Source organism: Sphingobium aromaticiconvertens, from assembly GCF_037154075.1.
GTDB lineage: Bacteria > Pseudomonadota > Alphaproteobacteria > Sphingomonadales > Sphingomonadaceae > Sphingobium > Sphingobium aromaticiconvertens.
Genome location: NZ_JBANRJ010000001.1, coordinates 3,434,664 through 3,459,961 on the forward strand (window position 1 = coordinate 3,434,664; position 25,298 = coordinate 3,459,961).

Consider the following 25,298-nt stretch of genomic DNA (forward strand, 5'->3'; position numbering starts at 1 on the left):
CTCAATGCCCGCCCTTGGGCGTTTCCATGATCTCGGTCAGCACCCCGTTCATGTCCTTGGGATGCACGAAGAAGATCAGCGTGCCGTGCGCACCGATGCGCGGTTCACCCAGCACCTTCTTGCCCAGCTTTTCGAACCACGCTTTGGCCGCATGGATGTCGGGTACTTCATAGCACATATGATGCTGCCCACCGGCCGGGTTCTTGGCGATAAAGCCATGGATCGGCGAGGCTTCACCCAGCGGCTCGATCAATTCGATCTGCGTCCCATTGGTGCCATTCTCACCCGGCGTATCGACGAAGCATACCTTCACACCCTGCGCGGGCAGGTCGAACGGTTCATGCGTGATGGTCGCGCCCATTACGTCGCGATAATAAGCGATGCTCGCCTCCAGCGAGGGGGTAGCAACGCCGATATGGTTGAGGCGGCCCAGCTTCATGCCACATTCTCGATGATCATCGCGATGCCCTGCCCGCCACCAATGCACATGGTGATCAGCGCATATTTGCCGCCGATCCGCTTCAGTTCATAGGCGGCCTTCACCGTCAGGATGCAGCCCGTCGCACCGACCGGATGGCCCAGCGCCACGCCCGACCCGTTGGGGTTCAGCTTCTCACGATCGAAACCCAGCTCCTTGGCGACGGCCAGCGCCTGCGCCGCGAAAGCCTCATTCGCCTCGATCACGTCCATCTGGTCCAGCGTCAGTCCGGCGCGCTTCAACGCGACGGGGACAGCCTTGATCGGCCCTTCACCCATATATTCGGGTTCAACCCCGGCATGGCCCCAGGCGATGATCTTCGCCAGCGGCTTCAACCCGCGCTTTTCCACTTCGGCGCCCGTCGCCAGCACGACTGCCGCCGCACCATCGTTGATGCCGGATGCGTTCGCCGCCGTTACCGTGCCGTCCTTCTTGAACACCGCCCTCATGCCCGCCAGCGTCTCAGCGCTGGTGTCGGCGCGCGGATGCTCGTCGGTGTCAAAAAGGGTCATGCCCTTGCGGGTCTTGATCTCGATGGGAAGAATCTGGTCCTTGAACCGTCCCTCGGCAATGGCGCGGCTCGCGCGCTGATGCCCTTCCAGCGCCAACGCATCCTGCTCCTCGCGAGTGATGCAATGACGTTCGGCCACATTTTCCGCCGTGACGCCCATATGATAGCCGCCGATCCCGTCCTGCAATCCCTGCGTCAGCGCGTCGACCAGAACATTGTCGCCCATCTTCTTGCCCCAGCGCACGCCATGGTCGTGATAGGGCACGTTGGACATGCTCTCGGTACCGCCCGCGACCGTGATCCCGGCTTCGCCCAGTTTCATCATCTGCGCAGCGGATATAATCGCCTGCACGCCCGATCCGCACAGGCGGTTCAGCGTCAGCGCGGGCGTCTCCACCGGCACCCCGGCGTTCAGCGCGCAGGCGCGCGCCAGCATCCCATCCTTCGCGCTGGTAGGCATGACCTGCCCGAATACGACATGTTCCACATCGCCCGGCGCAACCCCGGCGCGGTTCAGCGCCTCCGCCACGACCTTGGCTCCAAGGTCGCTGGGCAGGAAGCCCTTGAGCGCGCCGCCAAAGTCGCCAATCGCGGTCCGCACGCCGCTGACGATGTAAATATCCTGCAATTCAGCCATTTGGAAATTCTCTCCGATACCGCGTCAAAGCGGGATATTGTCGTGCTTCTTCCAGGGATTCTCAATCGCCTTGTTCCGCAGCTTGCGAAGCCCCAGGGCAATCCGCTTGCGGGTCGAGTGCGGCTGGATCACCTCGTCGATGAAGCCCTTGCTCGCCGCCACGAACGGGTTGGCGAAGCGGTCCTCATATTCCTTGGTCCGTTCGGCGATCTCGTCCGCCGTCTTGCCGCGGAAGATGATCTCTACCGCGCCCTTCGCGCCCATCACCGCAATCTCGGCGGTCGGCCAGGCATAGTTCAGGTCGCCGCGCAGATGCTTGGACGACATGACGTCATAGGCGCCGCCATAGGCCTTGCGCGTGATCAGCGTGATCTTGGGCACCGTCGCCTCGGCATAGGCGAACAGCAGCTTGGCACCATGTTTGATGATGCCGTTATGCTCCTGCGCCGTCCCCGGCAAGAAACCCGGCACGTCTACCAGCGTGACGATCGGAATCTCGAACGCGTCGCAGAAGCGCACGAACCGCGCCGCCTTCTTGGACGAGTTGATGTCGAGCACCCCGGCCAGCACCATCGGCTGGTTGGCGACGATGCCGACGGTCTTGCCCTCGATCCGCCCGAAACCGCACAGGATATTGCCCGCATGGGCTGGCTGCACCTCGAAAAAATCGCCTTCGTCCACGATCTTGCGGATCAATTCGTGCATGTCATAGGGCTGGTTCGCATTGGCGGGGATCAGCGTATCCAGACTCGGCTCGCTCCGATCCCATGGGTCCGCGCTTGGCCGCTCGGGCACCGGCTCCTTGTTCGACGCGGGCAGGAAGTCGACGAAATCGCGTACTGCCAGCAGCGCCTCGATATCATTCTCGAACGCCACGTCGGCCACGCCCGATTTGGTGGTGTGGGTGACGGCGCCGCCCAGTTCCTCCTGGGTCACGACCTCGTTGGTGACGGTCTTCACCACGTCCGGCCCGGTCACGAACATGAAGCTCGAATCTTTCACCATGAAGATGAAGTCGGTCATCGCCGGGGAATAGACCGCGCCGCCCGCGCAAGGCCCCATGATGACGCTGATCTGCGGAATGACGCCCGACGCCAGCACGTTGCGCTGAAAGATTTCGGCATAGCCCGCCAGCGATGCAACGCCTTCCTGGATGCGCGCGCCGCCGGAGTCGTTGAGGCCGATCACCGGCGCGCCGACCTTCATCGCGCTATCCATGATCTTGCAGATCTTCATCGCGTGCCGCTCGGACACCGCGCCGCCATAGACAGTGAAATCCTGGCTGAACAAAAATACCAGGCGGCCATTAATGGTGCCCGATCCGGTGACGACGCCGTCGCCCGGAATATGCTGCTCCTCCATGCCGAAATCGACGCAATTATGCTCGACATACATGTCCAGCTCTTCAAAGCTGTCCTCGTCCAACAAAACCTCTACCCGCTCGCGCGCGGTCAGCTTGCCCCTGCCATGCTGTGCGTCGATGCGACGTTGCCCGCCGCCCAGACGCGCGGCGTCGCGCTTGGCTTCCAACTGTTCGATGATGGCCAGTTTCGACATAATGCCCAGTCTCTCCCGTTCTGCGGAACCCTTTCACAGTCTCCGCAGAATTTCGCAAATGTAAATTTGCGGATTTGCAAATCACGACTTCGCAAAATATGGAGGACGAATGGCACGTGGTACACGAATCTTCGCCGGTCCCCGGCTGCGGCAGCTCCGGCTGGACCATCGCATGGATCAGGCCGCGATGGCGCAGGCACTGGGCATCTCCGTCTCCTATCTTTCGCAGTTGGAAAATGACGACCGCCCGCTGACGGCAAAGGTGAAGGCCGCGCTCGCCAACGCCTTTCCAGTCGATTGGGCCAGCTTCGACAAGCAAGAGGAGGAGCATCTGCTGGGCGCCTTCACTTATGCGCTCGCCCACCCTGAACTGACCGGCCCGCCGATGGAACCGGAACGGATCGAAAAGCTGCACCTGCAATTCCCCGAATTCGCCGCCCGCTATGTCGACCTGTACAACGCCCATCTGCGCGCCAATGAGCGAATCAACATGATCGAGGAGGCGATTGCCACCGACAGCGCCGTGCAGGCCCGCCTGCCATGGGAGGCTGCGCGCGACTGGTTTCATGAGTCCGGCAATTATGTCCACGCGCTTGATTGCCTGGCTGAAGACATGGCCGCAAAGCTGACCGCCGGGCAACCGCTGGACGAGGGAATGCTGGTCGAGGCGCTGGCCCGCCGCCACGGCATCGAAACGCTGATCGCGGACACGCCGGACACGGCGCTGCGCGCTTTCTACCCCGCCGAAAAACGCTTGTTCGTCAACGCCGCGCTACCGACCGAGAGCCGCAAGTTCATGCTCGCTCATCAGTTGATGCTGCTGGAGGGCGCGGCGGAGATCGCCGACATCACGGGTCGCGCCAACTTACCCGTCACCGGCGCGGACCGACTGCTCGCCATCGGCCTTGGTAACTATGCCGCTGGCGCATTGCTCCTGCCCTATGCCCAATTTCGGGAGGCTGCCCGCACCCTGCGCCACGATATCGACCGGCTGGCCCGCAATTTCGGCGTCAGCTTCGAACAGGCCTGCCACCGCCTCTCAACCCTCCAGAGGCCGGGGCTGCGCGGCATCCCCTTCTTCTTCTGCCGGGTCGATATGGCGGGCAACATCACCAAACGGCACAGCGCCACCCGCCTGCAATTCGCCCGCTTCGGCGGCGGCTGCCCGCTGTGGAACGTCCACGAAGCCGTCGCCATTCCCGACCGCATCAACGTGCAGCTTGGCGAAACGCCGGACGGCGTGCGCTACGTCTCCATGGCCAAGGGGCTGGTCAAGCCCTCTGGCAGCTATGCCCGAACCCCGCGCCGCTACGCCGTGGTGCTGGGCTGTGAAATCGCCCATGCCGCCAACTTCGTCTATGCTGATGGCCTGCGGCTGGAGGATGAGGGCGCGGCCACCCCCATCGGCATCACCTGCCGTCTCTGCCCTCGCCAAAGCTGCGATCAGCGCGCCTTCCCGCCCGCCGACCGGCAAATCCATGTCGATCCCGACCATCGCAACATCGTCCCCTACTGGATCGCCTGAGAGCGATGGACGAGGAGGAACGGCTGTTATACACACGTACAACCATGCAAGCGCCCGCCGGAAGCCAGTTGCAAGACCCCGACGCGGGCTGGAGCCTGCCTGCATGGACCTATGGCGACCCGGATTTCTTCGCGGCGGAAGTGCAGCGCATCTTCCGCCCCTCCTGGCAGATCGTCTGCCACCAAAGCGACATCCCCAACCCCGGCGACTATCACACGCTCGATACGCTGGGAGAAAGCATCATCGTCCTGCGCGGCGAAGATGGCGTCATCCGCGCCTTCGCCAATGTCTGCCGCCATCGCGGCGCTCGCTTGGCTGATGGTCCTTCCGGGTGCGCCCGCAATTTCGTCTGCCCCTATCACGCCTGGACCTACGACCTGTCCGGCGCCCTCACCGGCGTCCCCAACCGCGCCACCTACACGATGGCCCCCGCCGCCCATGGCCTTGCGCCGGTCGATCTCGATCAGTTTCAGGGCTTCCTTTTCATCCGGCTTGCGGACGATGGCGGCCCGACCATCGCCCAGATGATGGCCCCTTATCTTGCCGAAATAGCGCCCTATCGCTTCGACGACCTGCGCTCCATCGGCCGGATGACACTCCGCCCCCGCGCGGTGAACTGGAAGAATATCGGCGACAATTATTCCGACGGCCTGCACATCACCATCGCCCATCCCGGCCTCAAGCGACTGATGGGCAAGGACTATGGCGTGGAAGCCAGCGAGCATGTCGATCGCATGTGGGGACCGATCCACGACCGCCCCTCGACCAACCTTTCCGAACGCGCCTATCAAGCGCTGCTGCCGTCCGAGCCGCACCTGCCGCCCGAACGGCAACGCCTGTGGACCTATTTCAAGCTCTGGCCCAACATGGCCTTCGACATCTATCCCGACCAGATCGACTTCATGCAATGGCTGCCCGTCAGCCCGACGCAGACGCTGATCCGCGAAATCGCCTATGCCATCCCGGATGATCGCAGAGAAATGCGCGCCGCCCGCTACCTCAACTGGCGCATCAATCGACAGGTCAATGCAGAAGACGCCGCATTGGTCGAGCGCGTCCAGCAGGGCATGGCCAGCCACAGCTTCACCGTCGGCCCATTGAGCGAGGACGAAGTCGCCCTGCGGCACTTCAACAGCCGCGTCCGCACCCTGATCCCGCAGGCCCGGCAGCACCGTGCCCCGTCGCCCGGCTGGAGCCGCCCATGACGAAACGCTATGATGCCGTGATCGTCGGCGGCGGCCATAACGGCCTTGTCTGCGCCTTCTACCTCGCCCGCGCAGGCTATTCCGTCCGCATTCTCGAACGGCGTAGCATCGTCGGCGGCGCGGCGGTGACGGAGGAATTTGCCCCCGGTTTCCGCAACTCGACCGCCAGCTACACCGTCAGCCTGCTGAACCCGAAGGTGATCGCCGACATGGCGCTCGCCGATCATGGCTATCGCGTGATCGAGCGGCCGATCAGCAATTTCCTGCCCCAGCCCAATGGCGGCTATCTGAAACTCGGTGGCAGCCTTGAGCGCACACAGTCCGAGTTCGCCCGCTTCTCCACCCGCGACGCTGCGGCTCTGCCCGCTTATTATGACGCGCTGGAAACCGTCGCCGACGTGCTGCGCGAGATGGTGCTGAAAGCCCCGCCCAATGTCGGCGAAGGCATGGCGACCATCCTCGACGCTATCCAACAGGGCCGCCGCCTCGCGGGTCTTTCGATCGAGCAACAGCGCGACGTCCTCGACCTCTTCACCAAATCCGCGCGCACCTTCCTCGATAGCTGGTTCGAGAATGAGGCTGTAAAAGCGACGTTCGGCTTTGATGCGGTGGTCGGCAACTTCGCCTCCCCCGACACCCCCGGCAGCGCCTATGTCCTGCTCCACCATGTCTTTGGCGAGGTGAACGGCAAGAAAGGCACCTGGGGCCACAGCGTCGGCGGCATGGGCGCGATCACGCAGATCATGGCAAAGATCGTGACCGCCATGGGCGTGGAAATCAGCCTCGATGCCCCCGTCTCCCGCATCCTTGTGGATGGTGATCGTGCGGTCGGCGCGCGCATCGAAAGCGGCGAGGAGGTGATCGGCAGCACGGTGATCGCCAATGTCGGTCCAAAGCTGCTCTACGAACGCCTCATAGATACCGCCGACGTCCCCGCCGACTTCCTGCGCCGCATTCGCGCGTTCAAGGCTGGCTCCGGCACCTTCCGCATGAATGTCGCGCTATCGACTCTCCCCGACTTCACCTGCCTCCCCGGCGCGGGGGAGCATCACCAGTCCGGCATCATCATCGCGCCAACCCTCGACTATATGGATCAGGCCTATCTGGACGCGAAGCAGCATGGCATCGCGAAAAAGCCGATCGTCGAGATGCTGATCCCCTCGACCATCGACGACAGCCTCGCGCCGCCCGGCGCCCATGTCGCCAGCCTCTTCTGCCAGCAATTCGCATCAGAGCTACCGGGTGGTCGCAACTGGGACGATGAACGCGAAGCCGCTGCCGACCTCATCCTCCAGACGGTCGAGGATTATGCCCCCGGCTTCAAGGCATCGGTCATCGCCCGCCAGATTCATTCGCCCCTCGACCTGGAACGAAAATTCGGGCTGGTCGACGGCGACATCATGCATGGCAATATGAGCCTTGATCAGCTTTGGGCCGCGCGCCCGGTACTGGGCCATGGCAGCTATCGCGGACCGCTAAAGGGGCTGTATATGTGTGGAGCGGGCACGCATCCGGGCGGCGGCGTCACCGGCGCGCCCGGTCATAATGCCGCCCGTGCGGTGCTGGCCGATCGCAGCCTCATTGGGCGGATGCGCGGACGCGGTTAGGAAGGAGCAGGGATATGGCTGAAAACGGCACGATCGCAACACTGGTCGCCGCCCATCTGGGTGAGGGCAATGCCCGCGCCGCCCTCGATGCGCTGGAGATCGCGCCCGCCCTGCTGGCCGAACAGGGGGACACCGCCTCCCGCGCCGCCTTTGCGATGGCGATGAACGTCATCCTCTTCCACGACCTGCTGGCCCGCGTACCGACCGGCGCCGCCTATGTCGCCGACCGGCTGGCGAGCGGTGGCAGGGTACTGTTCGACCATGGCGCGCTGCGGACGATCCGTTTCCCTTCGGGGCCTACCGGCGCGCTTCCACCGGGCGAAGACGCCTTCACCCGCATCTTCCTGCCCCTTGGCTACCGGCTGGCCGACCTCTATCCGCTCGACCGGCTGCGGATGACGGGCCGCGCCTACACCCACACGGATCACCCCGAAGTCATCCCCCAATTTTTCCTGAGCGAACTCCATATCGATCGTTTCGACCCGGACTTCGCAGAGGCGGCGCACCGCATTTTTGACAATTCAGGCGATCCGCTGGACGATGCCGCGCAAAGTCTGCTCGCTCGCATGGCGCAAGCAAAGGAAGCCCCCCTTCCCATGGCAAAGGCCGCGCTTCCCGCGATCATCGCTGCCTTCGATCGTCAGCACCAACCGCCAAGGCTAGAGGACTACGATCTCCTCCTCTCCCGCTCCAACGAAGCCGCCTGGATCGCCACCGAAGGCAATGCTTTCAACCACGCAACCGACCGTGTGCCCGATGTCGCGGCCCTGGCCGATCGGTTGAAGGCGCAGGACAAGCCGATGAAGCCCAAGCTGGAAATCTCCGCCACAGGTCGCGTCCGCCAGACGGCCTTTCGCGCCGACAGCCTGGAGCGCCCCTTCGCAGACGGCGAATGGCGCACCGTGCCGGGGTCTTTCTACGAATTTATCAGCCGCGATCTCGATCCGGCGACGGGCGCCCTGGACCTCGCCTTCGATACCGGCAACGCAACAGGCATCTTCGCCATGACCAGCGCTACCGAGCCGAGTTGAGAACAGGTACAAAGCCTCCACACAGGGGCTTGCGGGAGTTGGGACAGGAACTGTTTAGAGCATGGTGCGGAAAATCGGGCGACGGCTTTCTGAAAGAAATGATGCGATCAGCCGACGTGCAGATTGGATTGGATTGGATTGGATTGGATTGGATTGGATTGGATTGGACCGCCACGCCAGAATGCATAGTGGACAGCACCCAGCAGCCAAGCGAACATCACCCTGGGAAAGTCGCAGGAAAACGGATCAAATGATCAACGTTTCTTACAATGCCGCGCGCAAAGGCGGCGCGCTGGCCGACTGACAGGTCAGCCGATGATATTATAAACGAACCAGCCGACAATGGCCATGCAGGTCGCCACGCAAATACGATCGCCGAAAATATCCATACGAGACATAAGTCCCCATCCTTTCCAGTTGGACGATCTTTGCCGTCTCAGTGGAAAGAGTAGAACATCTCAGCGCCAGAGTGAATAGTAAAGTTACGATGACTAGAGGCAATTTAGCGTTTGAATGCGTTAAAGGCCCCTTGTTTTCATGCTGCGTTGCAACAATCCATCGCTCATGTGATGGACGACCGGTCAGGCCCGCCCACAGACCATTGTCGACCGTCGATATTCAGACCTTAAGAATCACGACCGCCCGGCATTCCGCGATGCTTCAGGAAAGACCGCGTCGCTTCCACCGGCCCACGATAGGCCTCCTGAAACTCCGCGCTCCAATATTTCAAGTCGTCGAGGTCGATCCGCTCGCCAGATACAGCGCACAGCACAAACTGCCCCGGACGCTCCACGTCGAAATGCGGCGTGTCATAGTGCAGCACCGCCAGTCCCTGAATATCCGCCATCAACGCATGTCCGCCATCAGTCGCCCGTCAGGATGCGGTCGACCAACTGCTTGACCGTCGGTACGAACCCGTTGGAATAGAAGGGGTCCTGCTTGAACTTGTAGGCGCCATGCCCAGCAAACAGCAGGTTATCGTCCAGCGACCCGCCATGCACAGCCTCCTGCAACGACTTCTGGATACAGAAGCTGCGCGGATCGGCGAGGCGCCCCGTCGAATTGGTCTCGCTGTCCATCCAGCTCGAAAAGGCGCATTGACTGAGGCAACCCATGCAATCCGTCTGGTCCTTGCGGATCACGGCCTTGTCGGCTTCATCGACGAAGACCAGCGTGTTGTCCGGCGTCTTGAGCGCGGCGGTAAAGCCCTGCCCATGCCACTCGCGCGCGCGCATCAGGTCGCCGCGAGTCACCCAGAAATTCTTGCCCTTCACGCCCACGTCCAGCTGGTGGGTATGGTCGCCCGCCTGCTCCATGCTGAAAGGAACCTGCCGCTCCGACCGCGCTTCCAGATGGCGCAGAAAGGGATTGCGAATCGCCGAACTATAGAAACCGGTGGGCGAGAAACGATGGAGCAGGATGTCGCCTTCGTTCAGTTGCGTCAGCACATCCTTCCAGCCCTGCGGGATGGGACTTTCCTGCGTCAGCAGCGGCCGGGTGCCAAACTGGAAAGCGATCGTGCCCAGCTCGGGATTGTCGATCCAGTCGTTCCAGTCGCGCAGATACCAGACGCCGCCCGCCATCACGATCGGCACCTCGTCGGAGATTCCCCCCTCGCGCATCGTGTCGCGCAGCGCCTTCACGCGGGGATAGGGATCTTCCGGCTTGCGTGGATCTTCGGCATTGGACAAGCCATTGTGCCCGCCCGCCAGCCAGGGATCTTCATAGACCACCGCTGCCAGCCATTCCGACGCCTTGGAATAGGCGCGCTTCCACAGCGCGCGAAAGGCGCGGCCAGAGCTGACGATCGGCAGATAGGAGACATTGTAGGACGCCGCGATCTCGGACAGCTTGTAGGGCATGCCCGCGCCGCAGGTGACGCCCGCTACCATGCCGCGCGTACGATCCAGCACACCATGCAGCACACGCTGCGCGCCGCCCATTTCCCACAGCACATTGATGTTGATCGCGCCCTTGCCGCCCGCAATCTCATAGGCGCGTTTCACCTGTTCGACCGCGCCCTCGATGGCGTATTCGACCAGTTCCTCGTGCCGGTCGCGACGGGTGCGGCCGTGATAGATTTGGGGGATCGGATTGCCGTCAGGGTCATAACTGTCGGCATTGACGGCCGACACGGTGCCAATGCCGCCGGCCGCCGCCCAGGCGCCCGAACTGCTATGGTTGGAGACCGCAACACCCTTGCCGCCTTCGACCAGCGGCCACACTTCGCGGCCGCCATAGACGATAGGCTTCAAACCCTTGAACAAAGAAATCTCCCGTGTGACCTCAAGCGAATTCCAGTCAGATGATCCATCTGACGGTTCGGAACGCGCGGACAACAAACAAATTCAGCGTCGCTTTCCGATCCGCGAATATCCGCCTTATAGCAGATACGGCTTGGAAAACGAATAATGGCGCGCGCCCTAGCGCAAAATGGAGGGACTGGCCAGTGCTTCGCCATAGAGGCGCGCATAAGAGTCCAGCATTGCGTCTTCGGCAAAGTCGCGGATCGCCCGCGCCCGGTTCGCCGCGCCCAGCCGCGCCCGCAAATCGCCGTCATTCGCAAGCGCGCCCAGCGCCTGTGCCAGCCCTTTCCCATCGGCCACAACGAAACGCTGGTTCTCCGGCGCAACCATATGCGCGACGTCGCCCACATCCGTAGACACGACCGGTAAACCAGCCGCCATTGCCTCTACCAGAGAGATCGGAAACTGCTCGCTGTCGGAGGACAAAGCGAAGATGTCGAACAACCCGACATAGCGCGACGGATCGGGCAGAAACCCGGCCAGACACAGGTCATCAAGCCCCGCCGCCTGCGCCGCCGCGATGATGGCGTCCCGCTCAGGCCCCTCGCCCACGACCACCAGTTGCAGCCGGTCGCGATGCGCCGCAACCGCTTCCACCAGCCGGGGAATATTCTTGACCGGTCGCAACCCCGCCAGCGTGCCCACCAGCAGCTTGCCGGGCGTCCGCCGCAGGGCCGGAATGGCGTTGGGTTCAGGCGTCTCGTCATAGCGCTCCACCGCGATACCATTGGGGATCAGATGCACGCGCCGCGGGGGCTGCCCCCATGCCCGCCGCGCTATGTTCTCCAGCGTGACGGACGGCACAACCAAAGCATGGGCCGTGACCAGCCCCGCCCGACGAAACAGGTTCCGCTTGGGCTTCAACCCCTCATTTTCATCAACGTTGAAGCCATCCTCATGATGGATCAGCGGCGGCAGCGTCCTGAATGGCGCAAAGGTCCGCCGCGCCATCACGCCGTCCATCGCCCCCCAATTATAGGTCAGGATCAGGTCGAACTGCGCCATGTACCGCGCCAGAACCCGATAGCGGGTCAGGCCCGGCAGGCCCGTCAGCAGCGGCGCATCATGGGGGAAATCCACCTTCACGTGTCGATCGATTGCATCGCGCGCGCTCATCGCTTCGGGGTCGCCGCTGATGATCGTGTGGTTCGCCTGGTCGCCCCAGTGATTCATCAGACGCACCGCGCGCGCCTCCTTGCCGCCAAGCTGGAAGCTGCTGTGCAGATGAAGCAGCCGGGGTGGCCGCCCGGAAAGATCAGCCATGGGCAAAATCAGCCATGCAGAACGCGCGTCAGCAGCCGGTCAATGCCCGCCACCGCGTCCGGCTCGTCCATCGCGGGCGCATGGCCGACCTGCGGCACCGTCACCAACTCCGCCTGTGGGCCGATGTCGCGCACCATCCGCTGCGCCGTTTCTTCGCTCAAAAGGTCGGACAATGCGCCGCGCAGGATCAGTGTCGGCACCGACCGGAAAGCCGCCATTACAGGCCACATATCGACCCCGGCCTCACCCCCGGCCACGCGCAGCGGTTCAGCGATCCGCATGTCATAATCCAGCACGATCCGGCCCGACGGGTTCAGACGATACAGCCGCTTGGCCATCGCCAGCCATTCTTCCAGCCCATAAAGCGGATAGACGTCGCCTTGCGCCTCCTGCAACGCGCGAGCCGCCTGCACCCAGGTCGGATGCGTGCTGCCGCTCCCCACATAACCGCGAATCCGGTCGAGGCCCGCAGGTTCGATGAAGGGGCCGATGTCGTTCAGCAACGCGCCTGCCAGCCGCTCAGGTTGGGTCGCGGCAAACAACATGGTGATGATCCCGCCCAGCGACGTGCCCACCGCCACGAATCGGTCGACCGCCAGATCGGTGAGCAGCCGCCCGACGTCCTGCAAATAGGTGAGCGGCACATAGGTCATCGGATCTTTCGCCTGCGCGCTTTCCGCGCGCCCGCGCATATCCGGGCAGATCAGCCGCCATTCGCCCGCCAGCCGCTCGGCCAGCGGCTCGAAATCGCGCGCGTTGCGGGTCAGGCCCGGCAGGCACAGCAACGGCGGGCGCCCATCCGCCCCTCCCGAATAGTCGCGATAATGCAACCGCAAGCCATCAGGAGACCACCAATATCCGTCGCTGAACCGGCTCAACCTTGATCCTTCCGCGTGTTCACCCCCATATCGCCGCATGAGCATCACCCCGCAACCCGGCATTTACACCCCCGCGACCGAAATCACCGTCCTTGGAGAAGGGATTGCCGACCCGGTGAAGGCCGCCGCCTTCCCGCAAACGATCCTGCGCTTCCGCAATGACCGCTGGGCGCCAACGGTTGGACTGGGCGGGCTGAACGACGAACAGTGGATCGATCATTTCGGTCGCTTCGCGCCGCTGGAAGGCTCGCTGCCCCAGCCGCTGGCGTTACGCTATCACGGCCACCAGTTTCGCAACTATAATCCCGACATTGGCGATGGACGCGGATTCCTCTTCGCCCAGTTGCGCGATGGCGAAGGCCGCCTGCTCGATCTGGGCACCAAGGGGTCGGGCCAGACGCCCTATAGCCGGTTTGGCGACGGACGCCTGACGCTGAAGGGCGGGGTCCGCGAAATATTGGCAACCGAAATGCTCGAAGCCCTTGGCGTCAACACCTCCAAGACTTTCTCCATCATCGAAACCGGCGAAGCGCTGGAGCGCAACGACGAACCCTCCCCCACGCGCGGCGCGGCGATGGTCCGCCTCAGCCACAGTCACATCCGCATCGGCACCTTCCAGCGCGCGGCCTATGAAAACAACGTGCCCCTGCTCGAACGGCTGGTCGATTACGCCCTCACCCGCCTCTATGGCGAAACGCCGGGCGAGCAGCCCGCCGCCCAACTGCTGGGCCGCGTGGTCGAGCGCACCGCTGATCTTGCCGCCAGCTACATGGTCGCGGGCTTTGTCCACGGCGTCCTCAACAGCGACAATATCAACGTGACTGGGGAGAGTTTCGACTATGGCCCCTGGCGCTTCACCCCCTTTTGGGAACAGGGCTTCACGGCCGCCTATTTCGATCAGACCGGCCTCTATGCCTTTGGACGACAGGCCGAAGCGATCCACTGGGACGTCGCTCAATTGGCTGTCTCGCTCCGCCCGCTGATCGAGGCGCAGCCGCTCATCGAACAGCTCGAACGCTTCCCCGCCCTCTATGCAGAGGCACTCGGCCACCGTTTCCTCTGGCGCCTTGGCGTCACGACCGGCGAGGACGCCCCTGCGTTGGTGGAGGCAGCCGTGCGCGCCATGGTCGCTTCCCGAACACCGATAGACCGCTTCTTCCTCGACTGGCGCGGCGGAAAGCCACGCGATCCCGCAGTTTATGACGATCCGGCCTGGGACAGCTTTCGCATGCAGATAGCCACCCTCCTTCCCGCCGGAATCATGGATCATCCCTATTGGTCCGACCCCGATCCCTGCTCCATGCATATCGAGGAAGTGGAGGCCATCTGGTCCGCCATCGACACCAACGACGACTGGCAACCGCTTCATGCAAAGGTCGCCGCGATCCGGCGCATGGGAGAGGCGCATGGAGGCTCTCCGGCTCTCCCCTGACCCCCTTCCCAATCCCCCGGATTTACGCCATATCGATGCCATGTCCGCCACGCTGATTTCCACTGAACCCGCAACCGGAGCATTTCTGTGGGAAGGCCCCGTAAGCGATGTGGAGGCGCAGGTTGCCCGCGCCCGCGCCGCCTGGCCCCGCTGGGCCGCCCAGCCGATCGCCGTGCGCGTCGAAACCCTGCGCCGCTTCGCCAACGCCGTGCGCCGGGACGAAGAGAAGCTGGCCGACCTTATTGCCCGCGAAACCGGCAAGCCCTTGTGGGATGCGCGCGGCGAAGTAGAGGCCGTGATCAACAAGGTGGAGATTTCGATCGCCGCCTATTCCGAGCGGACAGGACAAAAGCGCCTCGACGCGGCCATGGGCGCGCGGCAAGCGCTGCGACACAAGCCCCACGGCCTGATGGCGGTGCTTGGCCCCTATAATTTCCCCGCGCATCTGCCCAACGGCCATATCGTCCCGGCCCTGCTTGCGGGTAACGCCATATTGTTCAAACCGTCCGAAAAGACCCCCGCCGTGGGCGAAATGCTGGTTCGTCTTTACCATGAGGCAGGCGTGCCGCAGGACATTGTGCGGCTGATCGTCGGCGGCCCGAAAGAGGGCAAGGCGCTGACCGCCCACACCGATGTCAACGGCATCCTCTTCACCGGATCGGCAGCCACAGGCATCGCCATCAATCGCCAGTTCGCCAGCGATCCGGGCAAGATACTGGCGCTCGAAATGGGCGGCAACAATCCCATCATCGTCTGGGACACCGTCGATATCGCCAGTGCCGCAGCATTGGTGGTCCAGTCCGCCTTCATGTCCAGCGGACAACGCTGCACCGCTGCCAGCCGCCTGATCGTGCGGGACAGCATGGCCGACATGGTGATAGCGGAGGTCAAGAAGATCGCCGATCGCCTCATCATCGACCATCCCCATGCCGACCCGACCCCCTATATGGGGCCGCTGATCGACAATCAGGCCGCCGATGGCCTGACCGAAAGCTTTCTCATCCTGATGAGCAATGGCGGGCGCCCGATCAAGCATATGGTCCGTCCGGTGAAGGACCGCCCCTTCGTCACCCCCGCGATGATCGACGTCACCGCCATGACGGAGCGCCCGGACATCGAACTGTTTGGCCCGTTGCTCCAGATCATCCGCGTGCCCGACTTCGCCGCCGCCATCACCGAAGCGAACAATACCCGCTATGGCCTGTCGGCATCGCTGATCGGCGGATCGCCCGACCAGTATAACCAGTTCTGGGCCAATATCCGCGCTGGTATCGTCAACTGGAACCGCCCGACCAACGGCGCTTCTTCCAAGGCGCCCTTTGGCGGCGTCGGTATCTCCGGCAACCACCGTCCCAGCGCTTATTACGCTGCCGACTATTGCGCCTATCCGGTCGTTTCCTCTGAAATCGAACAGCCCCGCGCTTCGATCGGCGTGGGCATGCGGGATATCGACGTCAGCGCAATGGGCGACTGATAGCCCGCATAATCTGCGAGACAAGACGCGTGAACCGCTTCTGCTTGCCCCATAATTTTATCTGACGATCCTCAGCCGCGCGCTGAAGATCGCGCGCGAAAGATCGCAACTGACGATCATTGAGTGCGATCGCCACCAGATCGAAGGATTTCTCGTCAAAAGCCGAACTGTCCCGCGCGACCTGAAGTGTGATGACCGTGCCGTTTTCGCTCTTATCGCGCTTCCACCCAGCAAGTGCGCCGACGATCCTGATATGGCCCATTGCTGTTCTTTCTTGATAATCGACGGATCCAGCACTGAATTCACACAACCAAGACGTTCATTTCCAAGCTTATCCTGCTCGTCATAGATAGATTTATTCGCAAATTCATGCCCGGCATATTCGGAGTGTTCATGAGATGGATTCACCATGATCGTTGCCAGACTATAGCCATAGCTTGCTGCGGATCAGGCCAATCTTAAGAGCTACACCTTTGTGCCTATCGCCCTGATCGACCGGGCACGCACCCATCGCCCAACCCGCCGCGCGCCCACCGCTCCATCGCGTAAAAACATTTCCTACCCCCCCGCCAACCCATTATGGATTGAACTCGTGGCCCCCATCGGCCATCTGCCCAGCATGGCTAATGATGCACCCGCTACCGTCTATCTCGTCGGCGCGGGTCCGGGTGACCCGGACCTTCTGACCGTCCGCGCCGCGCGGCTGATTGGCAGCGCGCAGGTGATCGTCCATGACGGCCTCGTTTCCGCCGAAATCATGGCCCTCGCCTCACCACAAGCGGAGTTCATCTCCGTCGCAAAGCAGCGCAGCCGTCATTCCATGCCGCAAGATGGGATCAACGCCCTGCTCGTCGGCCTCGCCCTTGAAGGATGCCCTGTCGTCCGCCTGAAGGGGGGCGACCCGTTCATCTTCGGCCGTGGCGGTGAAGAGCTTGAGGCCTGCCGCGCCGCTGGCGTGCCGGTGGAGATCGTGCCGGGCATCAGCGCCGCGATCGGCTGCGCCGCCGCCGCGCAGCTTCCCCTCACGCACCGCGACGCGTCCAGCGCCGTCACCTTCGTCGCGGGGCAGTGCAAGGGGCTGTCGGATCAGGACTGGTCAGGCCTTGCGGGCAAGGGGCGCACCCTCGTCATTTACATGGGCGTCGCCACCGCGCGCGCCATCGCCGACAAGCTGATGGCCGACGGCGTATCGCCCGCCATGCCCGTCGCTGTGCTGGAAAAGGGCACGCGCGCCGACGCCCGCACCTTGCGGACCTTGCTGGCGGACCTTGCGGACATGATCGTTCGGGACGATGTGCAAAGCCCCGCCCTGATCGTGGTGGGCGATGTGGTACATTATGCGCAGGCGCTCGATCGCCTCGGCGCCCAAGCAGAACAAATGGAGTTGAATGCGTGAAGATCCTGACCGGCAATGACCTGAAGTCCGGCGACGTTATCTGGTGGGCCGGTGACGGCTGGTCGCGTCAGGTCGCGGAATCGGCGGATGTCGGCGACAAGGGCGACGACCTCGCCCGCAAGGAGGAAGCCGCGCTGCGCGTCATCGGCGCCTATGTGATCGACGCCACCGTTGGCGAAGACGGCCCCCGCCCCGCCCATATCAAGGACCGCATTCGTGCGCTCGGCCCGACCGTGCGCCCCGACCTTCTCGTGAAACCGGCCGAAACCGACATCGGCAAGTGGGTGATCTGACCATGTATCGTTACGACCAATATGACCAGTCGATCGTCGAAGCCCGCGTAGAGGAGTTTCGCGACCAGACCCAGCGCCGCATCGCCGGCCATCTGACCGAGGATCAGTTCAAGCCGCTGCGGCTGATGAACGGCCTCTATCTTCAACTCCACGCCTATATGCTGCGCGTCGCCATTCCCTATGGCACGCTGTCCGCCGTCCAGATGCGTAAACTGGGTGAGATCGCGCGCAAATATGACAAGGGTTATGGCCACTTCACCACGCGCCAGAACCTGCAATATAACTGGATCAAGCTGGAGGACGCGCCCGACATCCTCGCCGAACTGGCGACGGTGGAGATGCACGCCATCCAGACCAGCGGCAACTGCATCCGCAACATCTCGTCCGATCAATATGCGGGCGTCAGCGCCGATGAAGTCGCCGACCCGCGCCCCTGGGCCGAATTGCTGCGTCAATGGTCCAGTTTCCACCCGGAATTCACCTATCTGCCCCGCAAGTTCAAAATCTGCGTGATCGCCTCAGAGGAGGATCGCGCGGCCATGCGCCTGCACGACATCGGCCTGCAACTGGTCGAGCGTGACGGTCAAATCGGCGCCAGGGTCTATGCCGGTGGCGGCATGGGCCGCACGCCAATGGTTGCACCTGAAATCAGGGGCTTCGTGGCCGAAGATGAGATTGTTTCTTATCTGGAGGCCTGCCTGCGCGTCTATAACCGCCACGGCCGCCGCGACAACAAGTATAAGGCGCGCATCAAGATTCTGGTCCATGAGATCGGGGTCGAGGAATATAAGCGCCAGGTCGAGGAAGAATATGCCCATATGCGGACCCAGGGCCTCAACCCGCCGGTCAAGGAACTGGCGCGCATCCGCGCTTTCTTCTCCGGCCCGACCTATGAAACCGGGCTGTCGGAAGACATCGACCGTGCCGACCCGGCCTTCGCCCTGTGGATCGACCAGAATATCGCCGCGCACAAGCAGCCGGGCTATGCGATCGTCAACATCAGCCTGAAGCCGCTCAAGGGCATTCCGGGCGATGCGTCCGACGTGCAGATGGAACTGGTCGCCGACCTCGCCGAACGTTATTCCTTCGGCGAGATTCGCGTCACCCATGCGCAGAATCTGGTCCTGCCCCATGTCCGCAAGGCCGACCTGCCCACCATCTGGCAGGCACTGGATGAGGCTGGCCTGTCGGAGTCCAATCTGGACCTCATCACTGACATCATCGCCTGCCCCGGCCTCGATTATTGCAGTCTCGCCAATGCCCGCGCGATCCCGCTGGCGCAGAAGATCGCGAACCGCTTCGCCGATCCGGTGCGGCAGCGCGATCTGGGCGAATTGAAGCTCAAGATTTCGGGCTGCATCAACGCCTGCGGCCATCATCATGCGGGCCATATCGGCATCCTCGGCGTCGATCGTCGCGGGGTCGAGAATTACCAGTTGCTGCTGGGCGGATCGGGCGCGCAGGACGCGTCACTCGGCCAGATCACCGGCCCCGGCTTCTCGGAGGATGGCGTGGTCGACGCGATCGAGAAGGTGACGGACATCTATGTCGCCCAAAGGGAGGAGGGAGAGCGCTTCCTCGATACCTATCGCCGCATTGGCATGGCCCCTTTCAAGGAGGCGATCTATGGTTGATTTCCTGTCCTTTCGCGACGGTGACGCAACCCAGGAACCGACCGTCACGGTCGAATCCTTCACTGGCCAGTCCAACGCCACCGCCGTCCGCATCGAACCGGGCGAAGAGGTGCGCGAACTGCTGCCGCACATCGACCGGCTTTCGCTGGTTGAGGTGAACTTTCCGGCCTTTGGCGACGGACGCGGCTATTCCGCCGCCCGTATCCTGCGGGAATCGGGCTATACCGGCGAATTGCGCGCCGTAGGCGACGTACTGGTGGACCAGATCGTCGCCATGCGCCGTTGCGGCTTTGACAGCTTCCACCCCGACAAGCCGCTGGACGATGCGGCCGTCGACCGCGCGCTCAATCGCTATGCCGACGTTTATCAGCGCACCATTGATGGCCGCGCGCCCGTCTGGGCAAAGCGCCACCCGGAGAAGACAGATGGGTGAACCCGCCCGGAGGATTGACATGATCGATGCCCGCCCCGCCTTTACCCAGGCGGACGCGGATGCGCTCAACGCCCGTTTTGAGGGCATTGCGGCGCTGCCGATGCTGACCACCCTTTTTGCCGAGGGCATATTGGGCAATGTCGCGGTCGTCTCCTCCTTCGGCACGGAAAGCGCGGTGCTGCTCGATCTCGTGGCGCGCGCCGATCCGTCGACGCCCGTCATCTTCGTCGACACGCTCAAGATGTTCGCCGAAACGCTGCATTATCGCGACACGCTGATCGCGCGCCTTGGCCTTACCGACAGCCGCAGCGTTACGCCCCATGCCGCTGTAATCGCCGCAAAAGATGAAACCGGCCTGCGCTGGTCCTACGATCCCGATGGTTGCTGCGAAATCCGCAAGGTGGAGCCGATGGCCCGCGCCAAAGAGGGCCTCGACGCCTGGATTTCCGGTCGCAAGGCCTTCCAGTCCGTCACCCGCCAGAACATCCCCCGGTTCGAGGTCGAGGACGGCCGCCTGAAGGTCAATCCGCTCGGCGACTGGACCAAGACCGATCTGGAGGCCTGGTTCGCCCGGTACGACCTTCCCCGCCACCCGCTGGAGGCACAAGGCTATCTGTCGATCGGTTGCGAACCCTGCACGTCGAAGGTGCAGCCCGGTGAAGACCCGCGCGCGGGTCGCTGGCGCGGCTGGGACAAGGTGGAATGCGGCATTCACAGCCCGGTAACGCCCATCCCCGCCGTCGACCCCGACGATCCGGCCAATCAGCCCGTCTTCTGACCGGATCAATTCTGGTTGGAAACGAGGCTGCGGACGATCCCGCGCTGGATTATTCGTAATCCTCCAGCGGTGCATAGCCCTCTGCCAGATCGCTGAACCGCGTGATTTTGGCGTCGAACTTCATGCGGATGCGCCCCGTGGAACCGTGACGCTGCTTGGCGACGATCAGTTCCGCCAGACCATAGATGCGCTCCATCTCTTGCGCCCATTCCATATGGGCCGCGCCTTCCTTGTCGCCCGGCTCCTTGGCGGCGACATAATAGTCCTCGCGGAACACGAACCACACCATGTCTGCGTCCTGCTCGATCGAGCCGGATTCACGCAGGTCCGATAGCTGCGGTCGCTTGTCCTCGCGCTGCTCCACCGCACGGCTGAGCTGCGACAGCGCCAACACTGGCACATGAAGTTCCTTCGCCAACGTCTTCAAACCACGGGAAATTTCCGAAATTTCATTGACGCGATTGTCGTTACCCTTGCCGCTGCCCTGCAACAGTTGGAGATAGTCGATGACGATGAAGCCGATATCGTGCCGTCGCTTCAACCGCCGCGCCCGCGTCCGCAACGCCGCGATGGTCAGGCCCGGCGTATCGTCGATGAACAGCGGCAGATCCTGCAACTCGCGCGCCGCCCGCGACAGGTTCTGGAAGTCCGCGCGGCTGATCTTGCCCATGCGCAGCGCTTCGCCGCTGATGCCCGACTGCTCGGCCAACACGCGGGTCGCCAACTGGTCGGCGGACATTTCCAGGCTGAAGAACGCCGTCTTAGCGCCCATATTCTTTTCACGCGGAATGCCGTCCGCCTCGTCCCGCACCCAGCGCGAGGAGGCATTATAAGCGATGTTGGTCGCCAGCGACGTCTTCCCCATGCCCGGTCGCCCGGCCAGGATCATGAGATCCGAATTGTGCAAACCACCGATCTTTTCATTGAGGCAGTTGATGCCGGTGGTAATACCCGACAGATGCCCGCCGCTGTTCAGCGCGCGCTCTGCCACCTGCACAGCCATGGTGGAGGCGGACAGGAAGCTCTTGACTGACCCGGTCTCCCCCTCACCCTCCGACACCTTGTACAGCGCGACTTCCGCTGCCTCTATCTGCTCGCGCGGGTTGACATCTTCACTGGTATCCAGTGCATTTTCAACCAGTTCCCTGCCAACACCGACAAGTTCTCTCAGCAAAGCCAGGTCATAGATCTGCGCCGCAAAGTCGCGCGCACCGATCAGCGCCGCGCCATTGCCGGTCAGTTGCGCCAGATAGGCGACGCCCCCCAATTCCTTCAACGCCGGGTCCTGCTCCAGCATCGGCTTCATCGTCACCGGATTGGCGACCATGTCGCGTTCCAGCAACTTCATCAATGCTTCATAGATACGTCCGTGCAGCGGCTCATAAAAATGCTCCGCGCGCAGCTTCAACTGCACATCCTCGGCAATCCGGTTGTCGATCATCAGCGCCCCCAGCAGCGCAGCCTCCGCCTCGACGTTGCGGGGTAATTGCGCGGCGGCGTCAGTTGCGGGGGGTAGCAATGTCAGATGTTCGGCCATGACCGCGTTCATCGCGCCGTCGCCGCGTCAACGCAAGGCACAACCCTGAAACGATCGCACATAAGTCCGTGGATAACTTCCGTGCGCCCGGATTCGCTTGCATTTCGCATCGCCTCGCCGCACTGACGATAACCCTCATGGCCGACCCGCGCATCATAGATATCAAGCTCGACGAGCGCACGATCCTGTGGCGGAACGCCGATGTGGAGCAGGAACGGCGCATTGCGATTTTCGACCTGCTGGAAGAAAATCATTTCCAGCCTCAGCGCATCCATGGCGACGCCTATGCCGGCCCCTATAAGGTGCGCCTGCGGGTCGAAGAAGGACGCCTTGTCATAGAGATAGACCGGGAAGATGATACGCAACTTGAAGCGATCATCCTCGGCCTTGGCCGTTTCCGCCGCCCGATCCGCGAATATTTCGCCATTTGCGACAGCTATTATCAAGCGATCAGCAATGCTTCGCCGCAACAGATCGAGACGGTGGATATGGCCCGACGGGGCATCCATAATGATGCGGCCGACATGCTGATCGAACGGCTGGAGGGGAAGATCAAGGTCGATTTCGATACCGCCCGGCGGCTGTTCACGCTGATCTGCGTCCTGCATATCAAGGGGTAGGGTAATCGGGGGACTGACATTCAGGCAGTTGTTCGCCTGGGCGGGCACGGTGTTGGCGATCGCCTTTCTGGCGACGCTGGGCACGTGGCTCTATGCCCGCGGCTGGGCGCCTGACCGTGCCGACTATGCGGTGCAGGGCCTTTCCGTGGACGCGACCACCGGTCCTGTCGACTGGGGCACGGTTGCCGCGCAGGGAGCTGACTTTGCCTATATCCGCGCGGCCCATGGCGCCGACCCTCGTGACCCGGCCTTCGCCACCAACTGGGCGGGCGCGCGGGCAGCGGGACTGCGCTATGGCGCGGCACTGGATTTCAGCCTGTGCCGTACCGCAACTGATCAGGCGACCCGCTTCATGACCACCGTCCCGCGCGACAATGCCGCCCTGCCGCCGGTCGTCCGCCTTGCCTTCGATACCAGCTGCCCGGCCCGCCCCGGCCGTGACACCATGCTTTCGGAACTGAACACGCTGGTCAATCTGGTGGAAAGCCATGCGGGCAAACCCGTGCTGCTCAACATCGCGCCTGACTTCGATGCGCGCTACGATATCGGCAGCGGCATCAACCGGACGCTGTGGCTGGACGGCAACTTCTTTCCGCCCGATTATGCCACCCGCCCCTGGGTGATGTGGACGGCGTCGGACTTGCGCCATATTGACGGCGTGGATGGTCCTGTCAGATGGAATGTAGTCGCACCATGACGTCACTCATAACCCCAACGCCGGACATCGCCGCGCTGATCGCCGCCGCGCGCGCCGTGCTGGTCAATGCCCATGCGCCCTATAGCCGCTTTGCAGTCGGCGCCGCCGTGCGCCTGACCGACGGGACTATCATTACCGGCTGCAATTTCGAAAATGCTAGCTATGGCCTCTCCCTCTGTGCCGAGACGGTCGCTCTCGCCGCGACCAACGCGGCCGGACGCCTGGCCGATGTGGCCGCGATTGCGGTCGTGGGCGGCGCCATGGCTCCGGACGGATCGGTAGGTGGCGACGCCATCGTCTCCCCCTGTGGCCGTTGCCGCCAGATCTTGAACGAAGCCGAACAGATGGCCGGCCGGCCGCTCGCCATCTACTGCGCCCCGCCAGAGGGCGACGCGGTCGTCGAACACAGCGTCGCCACCCTCCTTCCCCACGCCTTCGGCCCAGCCGATCTGGGCATCACCCCCCGCAACAAGAGCTAGAACCAGCCATGTCGATACTTTCGGACAAATGGATTCGCGAGCAGGCGCTGAAGACGAACATGATCGAGCCGTTCGTGGAGAGCCAGCGGCGCGATGGCTGCATCAGCTACGGCCTGTCATCCTATGGCTATGACGCCCGCGTCGCCGATGAGTTCAAGATTTTCACCAATGTCGACAGCGCGGTGGTGGACCCCAAGGATTTCGCCGCCAACAGCTTCGTCGATCGCAAGACCGACTGCTGCATCATCCCGCCCAACAGCTTCGCGCTGGCCCGCACGGTCGAATATTTCCGCGTGCCGCGCGACGTGCTGGTCATCTGCCTTGGCAAGTCGACCTATGCCCGTTGCGGCATCATCGTCAACGTGACCCCGCTCGAACCGGGCTGGGAAGGGCATGTGACGCTGGAATTCTCCAACACCACCCCGCTCCCGGCAAAGATCTACGCAAATGAGGGGGCGTGCCAGTTCCTTTTCCTCAAGGGGAACGAGCCATGCGAGACAAGCTATGCCGACCGCGCGGGAAAATATATGGGGCAGCAAGGCGTGACGTTGCCGCGCCTATAGGCGCGTGCGATACTGAACGGGCCGGTTGCTCGCAAAGTCGATCCTCATGTTGAATTTCCTGAAGCGCAAACGTTCAGCGCCTGAACCCAGCCTACCCCCGTCCGTGGGTTCGGGCAGGCGCGTCTATGCGATCGGCGACATTCATGGTCGCGCCGACCTGTTGCTGGAACTGCTCGAACTGATCGGCCAGGATGATGCCCGGCGCGGCCACCTGCCATTTCACCTTGTCCTGCTGGGCGACCTTATCGACCGCGGCCCGCGATCGGCCCATGTTATCGACCAGGCAATGCTTCTGGCCCGATCGGGGATAGATGTCCGTTTCATCAAGGGCAATCATGAGGAAGTGTTCATTCTCGCGGCTCGCGGGGATATGAAAGCGGCTCGTTTCTTCACCCGCATCGGCGGTATGGAGACGCTGGCCAGCTACGGCCTGCCCCCTGCGGAACAGGCGATGATGAACGATGCCCAGTTGACGGACTGGATGGTCAGGCATGTCCCGCGCGCTCATGTCGATTTCGTCGATGGCTTTGAGGATCAAATAGAGTTTGGGGACTATCTGTTCGTCCATGCCGGCATAAAGCCCCATATTCCACTGGACGTCCAAAATCCATCCGATCTGCGCTGGATCAGGGCCGAGTTTCTGGAGCATCAGGCGCCGTTCGATCGCATGATCGTCCACGGCCACACCATCACCGACGTGGTGGATGAGCGGCCCAATCGTATCGGCATCGACACGGGCGCCTATTATAGCGGTCACCTGACCGCCATCGGCCTTGAGGGCGAGGAACGCTGGTTCCTCGCAACGGGTGCCCCGGCCTGAACGCCGCGCCATGCGCCAATGGGGGAATGACCGATGCCGCTCCCCATCACGCTCCAAAGCAACGGCCGCTCGCTCTGCAATCAATATCGTCCCATGGCACCAGCGGCGGCCGCCCGCCTTGCCTTAAGCTTCTAGAGCATGGTC

The 25,298-nt window shown here is 62.8% G+C and carries 26 protein-coding genes; 17 read left to right on the forward strand and 9 right to left on the reverse strand.

The window, feature by feature from the left end:
- Position 1 precedes the first annotated feature (1 nt).
- The 3 genes from mce to WFR25_RS16340 are packed head-to-tail and all read right to left on the reverse strand — an operon-like array spanning position 2 to position 3,183.
- Positions 2 to 439 (reverse strand): methylmalonyl-CoA epimerase, encoded by a 438-nt coding sequence (mce, locus tag WFR25_RS16330; RefSeq protein WP_336972305.1) that lies wholly within the window; start codon positions 437 to 439, stop codon positions 2 to 4.
- A complete protein-coding gene (gene bktB, locus WFR25_RS16335) occupies positions 436 to 1,617 on the reverse strand; it encodes a beta-ketothiolase BktB (RefSeq protein ID WP_336974915.1) in 1,182 nt (393 codons plus the stop codon). Before bktB ends, mce begins: the two co-directional genes overlap by 4 nt.
- A 33-nt stretch (positions 1,618 to 1,650) precedes the next feature.
- Complete coding sequence (locus WFR25_RS16340) at positions 1,651 to 3,183, reverse strand: acyl-CoA carboxylase subunit beta (RefSeq protein WP_336972306.1); 1,533 nt, start codon at positions 3,181 to 3,183, stop codon at positions 1,651 to 1,653.
- Positions 3,184 to 3,292: 109 nt separating this feature from the next.
- Between WFR25_RS16340 and WFR25_RS16345 the strand changes: the two genes are divergently transcribed.
- The 5 genes from WFR25_RS16345 (at position 3,293) to WFR25_RS16365 (ending at position 8,855) form a co-directional block, all read left to right on the forward strand.
- Entirely contained in the window at positions 3,293 to 4,708 is a 1,416-nt protein-coding gene (locus WFR25_RS16345) for a helix-turn-helix domain-containing protein (RefSeq protein ID WP_336972307.1), read from the forward strand.
- A 44-nt stretch (positions 4,709 to 4,752) separates the two neighbouring features.
- A complete protein-coding gene (locus WFR25_RS16350; RefSeq protein ID WP_336974916.1) occupies positions 4,753 to 5,913 on the forward strand; it encodes an aromatic ring-hydroxylating oxygenase subunit alpha in 1,161 nt (386 codons plus the stop codon).
- Positions 5,910 to 7,520, forward strand: coding sequence for a phytoene desaturase family protein (locus WFR25_RS16355; RefSeq protein WP_336972309.1), 1,611 nt, complete (start codon positions 5,910 to 5,912; stop codon positions 7,518 to 7,520). Before WFR25_RS16350 ends, WFR25_RS16355 begins: the two co-directional genes overlap by 4 nt.
- A 14-nt stretch (positions 7,521 to 7,534) precedes the next feature.
- Complete coding sequence (locus WFR25_RS16360; RefSeq protein ID WP_336972310.1) at positions 7,535 to 8,551, forward strand: 2-oxoadipate dioxygenase/decarboxylase family protein; 1,017 nt, start codon at positions 7,535 to 7,537, stop codon at positions 8,549 to 8,551.
- A gap of 61 nt (positions 8,552 to 8,612) precedes the next feature.
- The gene (locus WFR25_RS16365) at positions 8,613 to 8,855 is read left to right on the forward strand and encodes a hypothetical protein (protein WP_336972311.1); all 243 of its coding nucleotides are present in this window, start codon (positions 8,613 to 8,615) and stop codon (positions 8,853 to 8,855) included.
- Between the two features lie 321 nt (positions 8,856 to 9,176).
- Here the strand turns inward: WFR25_RS16365 and WFR25_RS16370 are convergent, their stop codons facing one another.
- The 4 genes from WFR25_RS16370 to WFR25_RS16385 all read right to left on the reverse strand — a co-directional run bounded on the left by WFR25_RS16370 (position 9,177) and on the right by WFR25_RS16385 (position 12,998).
- Positions 9,177 to 9,398: a DUF2093 domain-containing protein gene (locus WFR25_RS16370; RefSeq protein WP_336972313.1), complete on the reverse strand. Its 222-nt coding sequence runs from the start codon at positions 9,396 to 9,398 to the stop codon at positions 9,177 to 9,179.
- A 16-nt stretch (positions 9,399 to 9,414) separates the two neighbouring features.
- Positions 9,415 to 10,818, reverse strand: coding sequence for an NAD(P)H-dependent flavin oxidoreductase (locus WFR25_RS16375; protein ID WP_336972315.1), 1,404 nt, complete (start codon positions 10,816 to 10,818; stop codon positions 9,415 to 9,417).
- A 156-nt stretch (positions 10,819 to 10,974) separates the two neighbouring features.
- Entirely contained in the window at positions 10,975 to 12,120 is a 1,146-nt protein-coding gene (locus WFR25_RS16380; RefSeq protein ID WP_336972316.1) for a glycosyltransferase family 4 protein, read from the reverse strand.
- A gap of 8 nt (positions 12,121 to 12,128) precedes the next feature.
- Complete coding sequence (locus tag WFR25_RS16385; RefSeq protein WP_336972318.1) at positions 12,129 to 12,998, reverse strand: alpha/beta fold hydrolase; 870 nt, start codon at positions 12,996 to 12,998, stop codon at positions 12,129 to 12,131.
- Positions 12,999 to 13,035: 37 nt separating this feature from the next.
- On the opposite strand from WFR25_RS16385, the gene WFR25_RS16390 reads away from it, so the two are divergent.
- Positions 13,036 to 14,430 (forward strand): protein adenylyltransferase SelO family protein, encoded by a 1,395-nt coding sequence (locus WFR25_RS16390; RefSeq protein ID WP_336972321.1) that lies wholly within the window; start codon positions 13,036 to 13,038, stop codon positions 14,428 to 14,430.
- A gap of 40 nt (positions 14,431 to 14,470) precedes the next feature.
- Entirely contained in the window at positions 14,471 to 15,904 is a 1,434-nt protein-coding gene (gene astD, locus WFR25_RS16395) for a succinylglutamate-semialdehyde dehydrogenase (protein WP_336974917.1), read from the forward strand.
- Here astD and WFR25_RS16400 read toward each other — a convergent pair.
- Positions 15,885 to 16,166 (reverse strand): hypothetical protein, encoded by a 282-nt coding sequence (locus WFR25_RS16400; protein WP_336972323.1) that lies wholly within the window; start codon positions 16,164 to 16,166, stop codon positions 15,885 to 15,887. The genes astD and WFR25_RS16400 overlap by 20 nt on opposite strands.
- A 357-nt stretch (positions 16,167 to 16,523) precedes the next feature.
- On the opposite strand from WFR25_RS16400, the gene cobA reads away from it, so the two are divergent.
- The 5 genes from cobA to WFR25_RS16425 are packed head-to-tail and all read left to right on the forward strand — an operon-like array spanning position 16,524 to position 20,438.
- Positions 16,524 to 17,300: a uroporphyrinogen-III C-methyltransferase gene (cobA, locus tag WFR25_RS16405; RefSeq protein ID WP_336974918.1), complete on the forward strand. Its 777-nt coding sequence runs from the start codon at positions 16,524 to 16,526 to the stop codon at positions 17,298 to 17,300.
- Positions 17,297 to 17,593 (forward strand): DUF2849 domain-containing protein, encoded by a 297-nt coding sequence (locus WFR25_RS16410; RefSeq protein WP_336972325.1) that lies wholly within the window; start codon positions 17,297 to 17,299, stop codon positions 17,591 to 17,593. The genes cobA and WFR25_RS16410 overlap by 4 nt, the downstream gene beginning before the upstream one ends.
- Before the next feature lie 2 nt (positions 17,594 to 17,595).
- Positions 17,596 to 19,227 (forward strand): nitrite/sulfite reductase, encoded by a 1,632-nt coding sequence (locus tag WFR25_RS16415; RefSeq protein WP_336974919.1) that lies wholly within the window; start codon positions 17,596 to 17,598, stop codon positions 19,225 to 19,227.
- A complete protein-coding gene (locus tag WFR25_RS16420; protein ID WP_336972326.1) occupies positions 19,220 to 19,660 on the forward strand; it encodes a DUF934 domain-containing protein in 441 nt (146 codons plus the stop codon). The genes WFR25_RS16415 and WFR25_RS16420 overlap by 8 nt, the downstream gene beginning before the upstream one ends.
- Positions 19,653 to 20,438 carry a phosphoadenylyl-sulfate reductase gene (locus WFR25_RS16425; protein WP_336972329.1) on the forward strand — a complete coding sequence of 262 codons (786 nt, stop codon included), beginning with the start codon at positions 19,653 to 19,655 and terminating at the stop codon, positions 20,436 to 20,438. The genes WFR25_RS16420 and WFR25_RS16425 overlap by 8 nt, the downstream gene beginning before the upstream one ends.
- A 49-nt stretch (positions 20,439 to 20,487) precedes the next feature.
- Here WFR25_RS16425 and WFR25_RS16430 read toward each other — a convergent pair whose 3' ends face one another.
- Positions 20,488 to 21,975, reverse strand: a complete 1,488-nt coding sequence (locus WFR25_RS16430; protein ID WP_336972330.1) for a replicative DNA helicase — start codon at positions 21,973 to 21,975, stop codon at positions 20,488 to 20,490.
- A 137-nt stretch (positions 21,976 to 22,112) separates the two neighbouring features.
- Between WFR25_RS16430 and WFR25_RS16435 the strand changes: the two genes are divergently transcribed.
- The 5 genes from WFR25_RS16435 to WFR25_RS16455 are packed head-to-tail and all read left to right on the forward strand — an operon-like array spanning position 22,113 to position 25,154.
- Positions 22,113 to 22,595 (forward strand): UPF0262 family protein, encoded by a 483-nt coding sequence (locus WFR25_RS16435; RefSeq protein WP_336972332.1) that lies wholly within the window; start codon positions 22,113 to 22,115, stop codon positions 22,593 to 22,595.
- Positions 22,596 to 22,623: 28 nt separating this feature from the next.
- Positions 22,624 to 23,292, forward strand: a complete 669-nt coding sequence (locus WFR25_RS16440) for a GH25 family lysozyme (RefSeq protein WP_336972334.1) — start codon at positions 22,624 to 22,626, stop codon at positions 23,290 to 23,292.
- Positions 23,289 to 23,771, forward strand: coding sequence for a cytidine deaminase (locus tag WFR25_RS16445; protein ID WP_336972336.1), 483 nt, complete (start codon positions 23,289 to 23,291; stop codon positions 23,769 to 23,771). The genes WFR25_RS16440 and WFR25_RS16445 overlap by 4 nt, the downstream gene beginning before the upstream one ends.
- 8 nt (positions 23,772 to 23,779) lie before the next feature.
- On the forward strand, positions 23,780 to 24,334 hold the full coding sequence (gene dcd / locus WFR25_RS16450) for a dCTP deaminase (protein WP_336972338.1): 555 nt from the start codon (positions 23,780 to 23,782) through the stop codon (positions 24,332 to 24,334).
- A gap of 46 nt (positions 24,335 to 24,380) precedes the next feature.
- A complete protein-coding gene (locus WFR25_RS16455) occupies positions 24,381 to 25,154 on the forward strand; it encodes a metallophosphoesterase (RefSeq protein WP_336972339.1) in 774 nt (257 codons plus the stop codon).
- Positions 25,155 to 25,298: the final 144 nt, after the last annotated feature.